General features: G+C 70.9%; 12 protein-coding genes. 3 read left to right on the forward strand and 9 right to left on the reverse strand.

The features are described from left to right. Positions 1–10: 10 nt before the first annotated feature. The 5 genes from ABD262_RS12265 to ABD262_RS12285 form a co-directional block, all read right to left on the reverse strand. Entirely contained in the window at positions 11–1903 is a 1893-nt protein-coding gene (locus ABD262_RS12265) for a S8 family peptidase (RefSeq protein WP_344136311.1), read from the reverse strand. Between the two features lie 36 nt (positions 1904–1939). Continuing rightward, complete coding sequence (locus tag ABD262_RS12270; protein ID WP_344136314.1) at positions 1940–2686, reverse strand: hypothetical protein; 747 nt, start codon at positions 2684–2686, stop codon at positions 1940–1942. Positions 2687–2727: 41 nt separating this feature from the next. Beyond that, positions 2728–3201, reverse strand: coding sequence for a hypothetical protein (locus ABD262_RS12275; protein WP_344136316.1), 474 nt, complete (start codon positions 3199–3201; stop codon positions 2728–2730). A 219-nt stretch (positions 3202–3420) separates the two neighbouring features. Further along, complete coding sequence (locus tag ABD262_RS12280) at positions 3421–4632, reverse strand: MFS transporter (protein WP_344136319.1); 1212 nt, start codon at positions 4630–4632, stop codon at positions 3421–3423. Between the two features lie 233 nt (positions 4633–4865). Then, positions 4866–5141: a hypothetical protein gene (locus ABD262_RS12285; RefSeq protein WP_344136322.1), complete on the reverse strand. Its 276-nt coding sequence runs from the start codon at positions 5139–5141 to the stop codon at positions 4866–4868. Positions 5142–5422: 281 nt separating this feature from the next. On the opposite strand from ABD262_RS12285, the gene ABD262_RS12290 reads away from it, so the two are divergent. Then, complete coding sequence (locus tag ABD262_RS12290; RefSeq protein ID WP_344136325.1) at positions 5423–8212, forward strand: helix-turn-helix transcriptional regulator; 2790 nt, start codon at positions 5423–5425, stop codon at positions 8210–8212. Here ABD262_RS12290 and ABD262_RS12295 read toward each other — a convergent pair whose 3' ends face one another. Next, positions 8213–8656, reverse strand: coding sequence for a VOC family protein (locus ABD262_RS12295; RefSeq protein WP_344136328.1), 444 nt, complete (start codon positions 8654–8656; stop codon positions 8213–8215). It lies immediately after the preceding gene. Positions 8657–8846: 190 nt separating this feature from the next. Between ABD262_RS12295 and ABD262_RS12300 the strand changes: the two genes are divergently transcribed. Both ABD262_RS12300 and ABD262_RS12305 read left to right on the forward strand, forming a co-directional pair. After that, the gene (locus ABD262_RS12300) at positions 8847–9296 is read left to right on the forward strand and encodes a hypothetical protein (RefSeq protein ID WP_344136331.1); all 450 of its coding nucleotides are present in this window, start codon (positions 8847–8849) and stop codon (positions 9294–9296) included. A gap of 27 nt (positions 9297–9323) precedes the next feature. Continuing rightward, positions 9324–9932 carry a nuclear transport factor 2 family protein gene (locus ABD262_RS12305; RefSeq protein ID WP_344136334.1) on the forward strand — a complete coding sequence of 203 codons (609 nt, stop codon included), beginning with the start codon at positions 9324–9326 and terminating at the stop codon, positions 9930–9932. Between the two features lie 39 nt (positions 9933–9971). Here ABD262_RS12305 and ABD262_RS12310 read toward each other — a convergent pair whose 3' ends face one another. From ABD262_RS12310 to ABD262_RS12320, 3 genes are all read right to left on the reverse strand, one after another. Then, positions 9972–10724 carry a GAF and ANTAR domain-containing protein gene (locus ABD262_RS12310; RefSeq protein ID WP_344136338.1) on the reverse strand — a complete coding sequence of 251 codons (753 nt, stop codon included), beginning with the start codon at positions 10722–10724 and terminating at the stop codon, positions 9972–9974. A 2-nt stretch (positions 10725–10726) separates the two neighbouring features. Further along, positions 10727–11452: an ANTAR domain-containing protein gene (locus tag ABD262_RS12315; protein ID WP_344136341.1), complete on the reverse strand. Its 726-nt coding sequence runs from the start codon at positions 11450–11452 to the stop codon at positions 10727–10729. A 201-nt stretch (positions 11453–11653) separates the two neighbouring features. Further along, a complete protein-coding gene (locus ABD262_RS12320; RefSeq protein WP_344136344.1) occupies positions 11654–12334 on the reverse strand; it encodes a phosphatase PAP2 family protein in 681 nt (226 codons plus the stop codon). Between the last annotated feature and the right edge of the window lie 113 nt (positions 12335–12447).

Here is a 12447-nt window from a genome sequence, read left to right on the forward strand (position 1 = left end):
CGTGGCACGGCTACAGCGCCTGCAGTGCACGGAAGACGTCGAGCAGCCCGCTGCCCTGGAAGTTGCGGTCGCGACCGAGGTCGGTGGCGCTCGACACGAGCAGGTGCTTCACCCGCTCCGGCTCGCCCAGGAGCTCGGAGTTGCGCCCGATCAACAGCGCGGCAGCCCCGGAGACGTGCGGCGCGGCCTGGCTGGTGCCGTCCTTCGCGGCGAAGTCCTTGCGACCGACCGCGGAGTAGATGCCCTCACCGGGGGCGAGCAGGTCGGGCTTCAGCCGTCCGTCGGCGGTCGGGCCCTTGCTGGAGAAGAAGCTCGCTCCGTAGCGGTCCGGCTGGAACCGATGGGTCGCGCCCACGGTGATCACCTCCGCCGCGTTGCCCGGGTCCGTGATGCCCACCACCTGGAACCCGGTGCCGGCACTGGCCGGGCCGCCGTCCGTCTGGTCGAAGCCGCTGTTGCCCGCGGCTGCGACGACGACCACGCCCGATCGGACGAGCCTGCGGGCCTCCTGGCAGACCGGGGTCCAGCCGCAGGCATAAGCCCTGGGGTTGTAGGGGACCGACAGGCTCAGGTTGACGCCCGCGACTTGCAACGCCTCCCCGCCTTGGGCGTTCACCTCCCGGATGTACTGCAAGGCCATCAGCAGCCTGGACTCCAGGCCGTCTCCCGACTCCCCGACGACCCGCAGGTCCCACAGCTTGAGGTCGGGGCAGACGCCACGGACGTCCTGGTGGTCCTCGGCGCCGGACCAGTTTCCCGCGAGGATCCCGGCGACGTGGGTGCCGTGGCTGTTGGTGGGCGCCGTGTAGCCGGACTCGTCCTCGGCGCTGGTCGGCGCCGCGATCCCGATGGTCCGCTCCAACCGGTTGACGAAGTCGTCACCACGCTGCAGCGCCGTGAAGTCGGCCATCTTGATCCTGGTGAAGTCGAGCGTCTTCACGACCCGGGTCCGGAAGGGCTCATCCTCATCCTTGCCCCACGCCCGGAAGGCCGGGTGTCGCGCGTCGATCCCCGAGTCGATCACCGCCCAGGTGAGGTGCGAACAGTCGATGTGGAACGCCTTGCGCGCGACGTCGGCCTTGACGGTGCGGCCCGAGTAGGAGACGGCCGTGGAGACCGTCCGGTCGAAGTTGACCGACGCGATGTAGCCGCTCAGGTCGCGTACCCCGTTCGGCTCGAGCTCCTGCTGGGCCAGGTGGACCTCACCCAGGTGCTTGAGGGCCCACTGGGCACCTCGCAGCCGCTCGCCCGCCAGGTCGGGATCCCATCCCCACAGGCGCCCCAGGAAGCGGAACAACCACGACACCCTCGGGTCCACCGGGCGCGCCCCTTCGAGCGGCGTGAGGGCCCGTCGTGCCGTGGGCGGCTCCATGATGCGGGCCAGGGACCTCTCGTCCTGCGCCAGACCCGCACGCAGCACCGGGTTCCAGGTGGTGAGCGGCAGCACCACCATGACCAGCTCGACGAGGTTGGGCTCGATCACGATCCAGTCGCCGAAGTGCGGAAGAGCCAGCTCGTCGCTCTCGGTGCCCGACTCGTCGTCCGTCGCCGGTCCGTCGAAGGGTCGAGGTGGCTGGCCGGGCTCCTGCAGGCTGATCGTCACTGCCCGCGGCTGCGGCTGATCCACGTCGGGCTGGCGGGCTCGGGCCCGGCGGAGGCGCCGGGCGATCTCGGTGGCCAGGTCGGAGGTGCTCATCCCGGTCTGGGTCGCGTGCGCGTCGCTGGACTGCCCCGGCGCCTGCCGTTCGGTCGCGCGTTCGAGCAGGAGGTGGGGACGCGCTTGCGGACCGTTCAGTGCGTACTCCCTCCACACCTCGTAGCGCACCGGGCAGTCGGTCGCGTCGTAGTCGATGCGCTCGCGGACCAGGAAGCGCTCCGCTTCCTCCGGGGGGATCCCTGCCATGTCGCTTCCTCGCCGTCGATGTGGATCGAGAGGGGGCTACTCGTCGCCGGTGTCGTTGTCGGCGTCGGTCAGTCCCGTCTCGTCGAGACGCTCCGACTCGGTCGACGCCATGCCCAGGTCGTGGCTCAGCAGCTTCACCCGGTGGGCACCGAAGAGCGGCGTGGCGGCCTGGTCGGTGACGAAACGATCCCTCGCCGACATGGTCGACCGCAGCGTGAGCTCGGTCGAGAGGTCGGCCACGCTGACCACGCCGGCCCGCACGTCGGCCTTGGCGCTCATCTCGAACGCCGTGTCGGCCGTGGCGCTGGCCAGGAAGGTCGTCGCCTCACTGGTGACCACCCTCGTGACGATCCGACGGGACAGGTCCCAGTTCCAGAACCCGCGCTTGCCCTTCACCTCGTTCCAGAACGCGTCGACCGAGGCGATCCGGTTGATCCGCACCTTCGACATGCTCAGCACGAAGGCGTTCTCCCCCTTCAGCGTCAGCTTGATGCCGGCTTCGGCGTCGGCGAGGAACTTGAACGCGGGCGCAGGCTGGCCGGCCAGCTTTACCTGGATGTCGTAGCCGCGCTCGGAGGTGGACTCCCAGTCACCGGCCGACTCGTCCTCGGTCGTCTCGAGGGTGATCCCGAGGTCCTTGGCGATGTTGCCGATCGGCACCCAGATGCCTCCGGACTTCTCCACGATGTCGCCCAGGGCCAGCGGGACACCGGGCGGGTAGACCATGTGGTGGCTCAGGTCCTTGCGCACCTGTGCGGTGATTCGCTCCGCCAATCCGCTCATCCGATCCTCCTGAATCTCGTTGCGCCCGTAAAGCTTTCGTGTCACTCCGTCGTCAGGGACAGACCCACGGCCGAGATGGCCACGGCATCGAGGCGCGCCTTGGCGACGATCAACAACGAGACCGCCACACCGGTGCGCACCGGCGGGGGGTCGTTGACCTTGATCTCGAACCGGCCGAAGTCCAGGCCCTCTTCGTCGAGGTGGGTCGCCTCGCCCTTGTCGCTGGACAGTCCGAGGTCGTCCTCGAGGACCAGCTGCCGCGCTCCCGCCCACACGTGCACCTTGTCGACCCTCGCCCCGCCCAGGGTCACCATCTCGATCAGCACCGAGGTGAGCCGCGTGTGGGGCGTCACGATCGTGGGGGGGGCGTAGTGCAGCCAGGCCTCGTTCGGGCCCTCGGCCTTGAGTCGCAGGTAGTAGCCGATCACCTCGGTCCGCCACAGGTGCGCGGTCTGGAGCCGCCCGGAGTGACCGTGCACCCAGAACTGCGCGCCACCGAGATGCGGATCAGCCATCGACACCCCCTCCCCGATTCGCAGTGTAGGGAGTGGCTCCGGGCCGTGACAATGCTCGGCGTCGGGCGGGCAGACGACCGTTGCGGAGCTCGGTTCCGCCCCCGCCACGGTTGGCGGGACACCGCGGACACTCGCCAGCGGCCAGCCAGCCCCGACGTCAGGCCAGCCAGCGCCAGCCAGCGCCGACGTCAGGCCAGCCAGCGCCCGCCGGCACCGACGTCACCCGGCTCCCGGCTCCTCCTGTCTTCGCAGGTCTGCGGGAAAGGCGTTGCGCTTGCCCCGGACGACGAGGACGAGTCCGGCGCCGACCAGGCCGGCGGCGAGCAGGCCGTGGACCGGGGGCTGACCCCCTGCGCCGAGGACGAGCGCCCCCAGCAGGGCGCCTCCGCCAATGCCGACGTTGAAGGCCATGTTGACCAGTGCGGTCGCGGTGTCATGCGCTCGCGACGCCCGCAGCGCGGCAGCGTTGAAGAAGGTGGCCAGGCCCCCGTAGGCGCCACCCCACCCGACCAGCGCGACGAGGGCCGCGGCCTTGGTGTCCCCGACGACCCCGAACACGATGAGCGAGCAGACGAGCAGGCTCAGGGCGATGACCAGCCCCAGACGCGGCTGGTGGTCGGCCGTGCGTGCCGAGAACCAGAGCCCCGCCACACCTGCGGTCCCGTGCACCAGCAACGCCGGGCCGATCTGCCGCTCGGCGAACCCCGCTGACTGCAGGAGGGGCCCGATGTAGGTGTAGACCATGAAGTTGCCCAGCATGACCAGGGCCGTGGCGACAGCCACGAGGGCGACCCCGGGTGTACGGACGACACTCCGCACCGAGACGCGCTCGGCGTCCCGGGTCTCGATCGGAGCGAGCACGATGGCGGCGCAGCCGGCGAGGCCCGCGGCCAGGACGGCGAGCACCACGAACGGTTGGCGCCATCCCGTGGCAGCGGCCAGGGCGGTGCCGGCCGGGACCCCGACGAGCAGGGCCAGGGCGGTCCCCAGCCACAGCACGGCCACGGTGCCGCCCAACCGTTCCGGGCGGACGATCCGCGCGGCATACGCCGTGACGATCGAGAAGAGGATCGCGTGCGACAGGCCACCGATTAGTCGTGCGAGACCGGCGACCAGGAGCGACCCGGCGATCGCCATGAGGACGTTCGAGACGGCATAGCCCAGGAGGACGGCGGTGATCAGTCGTCGGCGGGGCCAGCGAATCGTCGCCTTGGTCAAGGGAAGGGCCGTCGTCGCCACGACGAAGGCGTAGGCGGTCACCAGCAGCCCGGCCCGGTCGTTCTCCACACCGAGGTCGCTGCTCAACCACGGCAGCAGTCCGGCGGGGAGCAGCTCGGTGGTGACAGCCATGAAGACGGAGGCCGAGAGGACCACGATCTGGAGACGCGTGGGGTGCGGGTCGCCACCAGTCAAGCTCGGAGAAGGCTTCATAGGGCGTGGACTCCGTCGGCTGCACGACACGTGCCGCTTGGGTTGAGTCGCCGGCGTGGCGAGGTGTTGTCATGATCAACGCGTTTTCGATCCCGGTCAATCAGCGGCGAGTCGCGGCGAACCCGTGGTCACCGATCCGCGGCAGGAGACCTCCGCAGTGCCGTCGTCGGACAGCGGCCGCGTATGCCGCGTGCTCGCCGCAGAGAGCAGGGTCCAGCAACGGCGGGTGCGGTTCAGGCCACGCGTGAGAAGGAGGGGGAACCCCCGTCCACAGCCGTCTCCTCGCGGTGGGCCGAGGCCAGCCGGTCGGCGTCGCGTTCCGCGACGAAGCCCGAGTCCCGGCAGCAGTCGTGACAGACGGCCACAGCGCGCCGGCCGAGGTGGACGACCTCGATCAGGTGGGGGTGGCAGTCCTGACCGCCCTCGTGGTGGTGGTCGCGCCGGTGGACGGCGTCGACCGTGCAGGCGGCCACCGGGTCGTTGGACTGTTCGGGTGTCGTGTCGAACATCGCTCTCGCCCTTCTCGTGGTCGCCTCGGGTATGTCCATGGAACGCCTCCCCGCGACCGGGGGTAATCGGGCGATGGGCCGACGTCCCCCCGACGAACGGGCGAGGCTGGCGAGGGTGGTCCCCTCATCGAGATCCCTCATCGAGATCCCCTCATCGAGAGGAGGCGCGCGCGCGGACGGTGATACGGGCTCATGCAGCGGCTGACGCAGGGCGCACGGGCTGGTGTCGGGTGTCACCGCAAACCTGTGGGGCGACGGCGGTCCGGGAGTACCGTGCGGTCATGTCCGGGCGGGGTCCCGATGGGGCCGGCTCCGCTACGTGGGGTAGGGAGACGGAGCTCTCCACCCTGCTCGGCCTGCTCGACGTCGCAGGTGCGGGCGATCCCGCGGCGACCGTGCTGTCGGGAGAGCCCGGCAGTGGCAAGACACATCTCCTGCGCGCCGTCGCGGGGGAGGCTCGCAGCCGCGGGTGGGCTGTACTCCCAGCGGTCGGGGTGGAGGCCGAGTCGGTGCTGCCCGGGGCAGCTCTGCTCTCCGTCCTGGGCCCAGTGCGCGGTCATCTGGGTGCGCTCTCCCCCGCGCAGGGCGCCGCTCTGACGGACGCTCTCGGGTGGGGCCCTCCGACCGACTCGCGGGCCGACCGGTTCCTCGTGGGAGCCGCGACGCTCGCACTGCTGTCCGCCGCTGCCGCTCAGTCCCCCGTGCTGGTCACGGTCGACGACGTGCAGTGGGTCGATGACGAGTCGGCGGATGCGCTCGCGTTCGCCGCCCGCCGACTTGGACACGACCGGGTCGCCCTCGTGTTCACCCATCGGAGCGGCACACCACGCCCGTCCCGCCTCTCGGGCATCGCCGTCCTGGAGCTCCGCGGTCTCCCGGCCCCGGCAGCGGGAGGTCTGCTCGGGCCGGGGTTCTCGGCCGAGGTGACAGCGCACCTGGTTTCGGAGACCGGCGGCAACCCTCTTGCGCTGGTGGAGTGTCGACGCGTCCTCGACCCGGCCCAACGCGCCGGGGCCGCGCCGCTGCCTTCGACCCTCCCGGTGCCGGACACCCTTCGGTCGGTGTTCGTGGACGAGCTGGCCGGCCTTTCTGCACCGTCGTGGCGAGCTGCGACCCTGTGTGCCGCGGTCGCAGAGCCTGATCCCGCTCCGGTCCTCGCGGCGTTGGACGCGGAAGGGCTGGACGTCGAGGAGTGCCTGTCGGGAGCGACCGGTGTCCTCGTGCTCGAAGACGAGTCACTGACCTTCCGGCACCCCTTGCTGCGGGCCGCCGCCTGGCACCGCGCCTCCCGCTCGGAGCGGCTGTCCGCACATGCCCGACTCGCCCAGGTCCTTCCACCGGGCACGGCCCGCACCTGGCAGCGGGCCCAGGCGGCCACCGGGCCCGACGCGGACCTCGCAGCGGAGCTCGCTGCCGTGGCCGAGGCGGATCGCACCCGCCACGGGTTCGCCGCAGCATCACGGGCCATGGAGCGAGCGGCTCGGCTGGCGCCGGAACGGGTCAGACGACAGGAATGGCTCGCCGTCGCGACAGGCGATGCGCTCATCGGCGGCGACACCGGTCGTGCCCGCCGGTTGGCGGCCGAGGTGCTGGCCTCGGACGCCGGTCCGGGCCCTCGCGCCACGGTGCTGTACGCGCTCGGCCTGATCGAGCAGGCGCACGGCACGCTGGTCGGAAGTCGCGACCTGCTCGAGCGGGCTGCGCAGGTGGCCACTGGCCGACGGCTGCTGCGCACCCTGGCCGAGCTGCTCGGCGCCTACCACCTGCTCGACGACACCGCCGGAATGCTCTCCGCGGCGGATCGTGCTGCGGCGGCAGCCGATCCGGACGACCCCGAGCAAGCCATGCTCGCGGCATACGTGGAGGGCGCTGCACGAGTCGTCGAAGGTCGCTTCGATCTCGGTTTTCCTTTGCTGCACAAGTCGATCGAGCTTTTGGAGACAGACCCCGCACTGCGCGACGACCCTCGCCACCTGGTCGTGTCCTCGCTGATCCCGAGGTACCTCATGGACCCCTGGTCCGCACTCCCCTACGCCGAGCGACGGATCGCCCGAGCCCGGGAAGCCGGGGCTCTGGGTGCGCTGGCGATGGCCTTGTCGGTCTATGCCATGGGCCTGGCCTGGATGGGCGATCACGTGCGGGCCCATGCGTGGGCCGGCGAGGCGGTCGAGCTCCTCGAGGCGCTGGACCTCCGGGTCGATGTCGGCACGGCGTCGGAGGCCGCGGCTCTCGAGGACGCCTACCGAGGGCGGCATGACGCAGCGACGAGACACCTCGACCGGGCTCGTGCAGTCGTGGCCGCCAACGGGTTCGACCCGATGCCACCGCACCTGGGGCGGGTGGTCGCCACCTGTGCCCTGTGCGCCGGCGACCTCGAGACGGTCGTGGAGGTGCTCGAGGACCAGATCGCCCGCTTCGGCGGCGTCGGCGCGTTCCTCGAACCCCTGGGGGTCGCGCCCGACCTCGTCGAGGCCTACCTGGTGCTCGGCCGCGACGACGAGGCGCGCGAGCTGTCAGCACGGTTCCGAGCCGCCCAGCCCGACCCGATGCTGCCGCAAGTGGCTGCGATGGTGGCTCGGTGCGAAGGGCTCGTGGCACCCGACCTGTCATCGGCCGAGGCGTCCTTCGAGCGCGCGATCGCCCTGCACGACCCCAGGACCGACCGGTTCGAGTCAGCCAGGACCCGGTTGCTCCGCGGGATGCGACTGCGTCGGGCCGGGCGCCGCGTCGACGCCCGAACGCACCTCGACGCCGCCCGGCTGGAGTTCTCGGCGATGGACCTGACCTTGTGGTCCGAGCGTGCGCGGGCCGAGCTCGCCGCGACCGGTGAGCACGCCCAGACCCGTGCGGGCACGGGAGAGTCGCTGACCTCGCAGGAGACCCGGGTCGCCCTCCTGGTCGCCCAGGGGCTGACGAACCGCGAGGTGGCGGCTGCCTTGTTCCTCAGCCCGAAGACGGTCGAACACCACCTCGGCGCGGTGCTGCGCAAGCGGGGCCTGCGCTCCCGGACCGAGCTGGCGAGGTCGCTCGCCCTCGGGCACGGCGACCAGGCAGGTCCAGGGCCGAGCTGATCAGCCGATGCTCGCCACGGGCTGGGTCGAGTCGACCCCGAGGCCGGCTGCGAACTCCGGTTTCATGACGAACAGCTCGACCGGCAGGTCATCGGGGGCGCGAAGGTTCAGGTGGTGACCTGCCTCGGACTCCGTGACCTCGGAGTGCGGCACGCCCATCCGGTCGAGACGCTGGAGCCAGCTGCGCAGGCCCTCCACGTCGGGGACCGCGAGGGCGAGGTGGTCCAGCCCGGTGCGGCACTCGTCGAAGGTGTCGGCGACCTGGTGGTCGTGGTCGCTGAGGATGACTGCAAGAGCGGTGCCGTGGTCGAACAGCAAGCAGTAGCCGTCTTCATCGGCCACGACGTCGAAGCCCATCACCGTGACCCAGAAGTCACGGGCAGCGGTCCGGTCGCGGACGCTGAGGGACACGTGGGACAGACCGAGTAGCGATGGCGTCGTCACGGCGCTCACCTCCGGGGGTAGGAGCGGGTAGTGGTCACGAGCCTGCGATGCCGGGTGCCGCTGCCGCATCGGGGATATGCCCCACGTCGCCGATCCGCGGGCGACCTCCGAAGATGGGGGGTTTGCCCGACGCGGGTGTGGGTCGACCGGGCGGACCGTCGAGGGACCACTCACGAACAGGAGACCTGCCATGAAGCCCATGACCCACACCACCCCCACCTCAGCCCCGAGCCCCGGGCGGGTTGCCGCGCTGCGGGCCGCCGGCCTCGGCCTGGCCGCCTCCGCCTCCATCGGCCTCGGCCTGGCCCTCGCTGGTCCGGCCGCGGCCGATCCGCCCCGAGAGCCCCTTCTGCTGCAGTGCGACGTGCTCGGGCCGCTGACGATCAGCGTGCCCGCCGACGCGCCGTGGACGCCCGGGCTCGTGGTCGGCAGCAACCAGGTGGGGCACCCCTACTCGTTCACCTTCACCGTCACCTTCACGCCCACCGGCGGTGTGCCGCAGACCACGGTGGACCACTACTCGAAGCCCGCACCGGCGCACGACCGCCACGACCGCTGCACGTTCCACCAAGAGGGCGGCGACGACTCCGGCACCTTCACCCTCGACGGTGAAGCCCTGATCGCCTACACGCCCCGCTGACCCGAAGCCAACCCCATGTTGTGCTGGATGACCCCCGGTCGTGGCCTGCTCCAGTGGCGGTCGAGTTCCTGGTCACCGTCGGCGACGGGTCGTCGGTCCTCGGCGCCACCGGAGCCGGCTTCCCCGAGGCGGTCGCCAACGCCCCTTCTGGTCGTCGCCCTCGCCATCGCGCTCGCGGCGGTGGCGGTCGCGGTGGCCGGGGTCTCGTCCGTCCTGCGCCCTGCGGACGCCTCGGACGCCACGGCGGCCTCAGCGGCCCGCGAGGTCAGCGAGCTCGACCGCACTCTGCGGAAGGCGCTCGTCGCGGCGGACGCGGAGACCGTCGGCTGGGTGCTGGCACCGACATTCGAGCTGGTCGACCCCTCGGGCGAGCGGCAGACACGGAGGGAGTACCTGAGGGCGGTGTCGTCACGGAGCCTGGACTACGAGGCCTTCGACCCGACCACCCCGGTGGAGGTGCGTGTCTCGGGAGAGGTGGCCGTGGTGACGTACGAGTCGCAGCTGCAGGTTGCCGCCGGGTCGACTCGGCTACGGCACCGCGCCTGGCACACCCATGTCTACGAACGGGCCGACGGTCGCTGGCGGCAGGTCTGGTCGCAGGCGACTGCCGTCGGCGGGTTCCCCCCAGGCAGCTGAGGTGCATGCCGACAGGCAACCGGACGAAGCGCCAGGCGGTCAGCTCAGGATCGAGACTGCCTTGGCGTGGTCGATCAAGGTCTCACCGGGCAGCTCGCGCGCGACGATCTGGCGGGCGACATCCGACAGCTTGAGACCGTTGTCGCGCGCGTAGCGACGAAGGACGTTGAACGCGTCCTGCATGTCGAGGCCCCCGACATGCGCGAGGACTCCCTTGGCCTGTTCGAGGGCGACCCGGCTGACCAACGCGTGCTGGAGCTGGGTGTTCACCGTCGTCAGGTCCGAAGCGGACTTCTCGTTGACCAACGCGACGCTCGCGACATGGACCATGGCCTGGGCCAGGGACAGGTCGTCGTCGCTGAGCCGGCCAGGACGGTCCCCGAACAGACCCAGGGTGCCAAGCACGGTGTGCCGCAGCCGCATGGGTAGCGCGTGGACGGACGCGAAGCCCACCTCCGTTGCAGTGCCCACGAACTGGGGCCAGCGGTGCGTCTCTTCGGACAGGTCGGGCACGATGACCGGCTCGCCGCCGTGGAAGCAGTCCAGGCAGGGCCCCTCTTCACGCTGCAGCTGGAACACCTCGAGGTGGTGGGTCCGGTCGGACGACGCTGCGGCGAGGTGCAGGACTCCCGTCCCGTCAGCGAGCAGGAGGCCGGCGGAGGCGACGTCGAGGAGGCGGGCGCAGTTGGCGGTCAGGTCGGAGAGGAGGTCGACCAGGTCGTAGCCCTCGACGAGCTCGTTCGACAAGTCCACGAAGGCCCGGATGATGTCCTGCTCTCTGCTGTTCGCCATCGTCATCGCCTACCCGCGTCTCTGTGTTCGTCGCGTTCGAGCTCGAGCCGACGCTCGACGATGGCCCACGCCACCTCGCTCGCGGTCTGTCCGGTCGCGATCGCGTGCGCTCGGAGCCGCACCAGCGCCTCGGCGGGGTTGACGTCGAGCTGCGCGATGAGCATGCCGGTCGCCTGGTACACCTCGATCCGGTCGAGGTCGGCGAGATCGTCGTGGCCTCCGTCGAGCTCGTGCTCCTCGTCGTCATGGGTGCTGGCAATCAGGTCGAGCAGAGGCATCGTCGCCAGCTCCGCCGCGAGCATGCCCCCGGCGAGGTGGTCCGCGGTGAGTGGACCGGGCCGTGCCCGGAACAGGTCCAGCGCCCCGACACAGGCTGAGGTGATCATGATGGGCAGCGCGAACACGGCCCGGATGCCCTCGTCCAGGGCAGCGCCGGCGAAACCGGGCCAGCGTTGCTCACCCGGCGCGTTGAGGTCGGGCGCCATCACCGCCTCACCCGCAGCGGCCGCATCGAGGCAGGGGCCTTCGCCGAAGGTGAACTGGAACTCGTCGAGCCGGCGGCTCGCCGCGCTGCTCGCACCGAACGTGCCGTGCGAGTACCCGTCGTAGACCATCGAGATGGCCGCCCCATCGACCTCCAGGAGGTCAACGCACGCCACGCAGAGGCGGTCCGCGGCCTCGCGCCCCGTCCCGGTGCCGGACATGATCGTGCCCAGCTCCGTCCTCATGTGCTCCAGTGCTGATGGCACAGTCGGCCTCGATCTGTCGGGACGCCGCTCCGGGGAGATTTCACGCTGCTCGGGCGCCGGGATCGACACCCACGATACTTCTCCCGGCTGGACCCGGGGTGCTCGGCTCGGCAGGGTTCAGGGGCCGGCGCGGTTCAGGCTCGGCAGGGTCAGGGCTCGGCCGGGTCAGCTCGGCAGGGTTCAGGCTCGGCGGCGGAGGTAGGCCCACGCGAGCAGGGCGCAGACCAGGCCGTTCAGGGCGCCGATCAGGATGTCGCTGAGGTGGTGCATGCCCCGGTAGAGCCGGGCGTACGCCACCAGCACGGGGATCAGAAGGAAGACCGTGGTGACGAGGCGACGCAGAGCCGGGCGCTGGATCGACTGCGCGAGAAGGGCAAACGACACGTAGAGGGCCGTCGACGCCCCCACGTGTCCACTGGGGTAGCTCGAGGTGGGCGGCGCCGGGTCGAGGTGGGGCACGTGCGGTCGCGGCCTGCCGACCACGGCAGTTGCGATCACGAACACCGTGGCCTGGAGCGCGATGGCGATCGCCGGCACCACGGCGCGCCACCACTCACGGGTGCGCCACCAGAGCAGGGCGACAGCGACCACGCAGACGCCGATGACGATCTCGGTGTTGCCGATGTGGGACCAGACCATGGTGATGGAGTCCCAGGTCTTGGTGCGCGTGCCCTGCACGTCCTTGCTGATGGTGTCTTCGGAGTTCAGGCCCTTGAGCGGGCCCTTGATGAACAGGCCGGCGCCGACGATGGCGAGCCACAGCAGGATCGCCGGGGCGGCGGCGCGGACCGCGAGGTCGCGCAGGGCAGAGCCGACCGAGGGTGTCGTCTGGTCGTCGGAGTAGCGAGTCAGGAAGGCCATCAGGAGTCTCCCTGGGTCGCGGTGGAGTGGGAGGAGCAATCACTGCACATGTGCGTGACCCTACGCCTCGCGCGGGCGCTGCAGACCCCTGACCTGCGCCGTTGTCGGCCCCA

The organism is Pedococcus bigeumensis, from assembly GCF_039531795.1.
Taxonomy (GTDB): domain Bacteria; phylum Actinomycetota; class Actinomycetes; order Actinomycetales; family Dermatophilaceae; genus Pedococcus; species Pedococcus bigeumensis.

Coding starts and splice junctions, on each gene's coding strand:
- ABD262_RS12320 (WP_344136344.1), bottom strand. CDS start 12,334: ATGGCCTTCCTGACTCGCTACTCCGACGACCAGACGACACCCTCGGTC.
- ABD262_RS12270 (WP_344136314.1), bottom strand. CDS start 2,686: ATGAGCGGATTGGCGGAGCGAATCACCGCACAGGTGCGCAAGGACCTG.
- ABD262_RS12290 (WP_344136325.1), top strand. CDS start 5,423: ATGTCCGGGCGGGGTCCCGATGGGGCCGGCTCCGCTACGTGGGGTAGG.
- ABD262_RS12300 (WP_344136331.1), top strand. CDS start 8,847: ATGAAGCCCATGACCCACACCACCCCCACCTCAGCCCCGAGCCCCGGG.
- ABD262_RS12280 (WP_344136319.1), bottom strand. CDS start 4,632: ATGAAGCCTTCTCCGAGCTTGACTGGTGGCGACCCGCACCCCACGCGT.
- ABD262_RS12275 (WP_344136316.1), bottom strand. CDS start 3,201: ATGGCTGATCCGCATCTCGGTGGCGCGCAGTTCTGGGTGCACGGTCAC.
- ABD262_RS12315 (WP_344136341.1), bottom strand. CDS start 11,452: ATGAGGACGGAGCTGGGCACGATCATGTCCGGCACCGGGACGGGGCGC.
- ABD262_RS12310 (WP_344136338.1), bottom strand. CDS start 10,724: ATGGCGAACAGCAGAGAGCAGGACATCATCCGGGCCTTCGTGGACTTG.
- ABD262_RS12265 (WP_344136311.1), bottom strand. CDS start 1,903: ATGGCAGGGATCCCCCCGGAGGAAGCGGAGCGCTTCCTGGTCCGCGAG.
- ABD262_RS12285 (WP_344136322.1), bottom strand. CDS start 5,141: ATGTTCGACACGACACCCGAACAGTCCAACGACCCGGTGGCCGCCTGC.
- ABD262_RS12305 (WP_344136334.1), top strand. CDS start 9,324: ATGACCCCCGGTCGTGGCCTGCTCCAGTGGCGGTCGAGTTCCTGGTCA.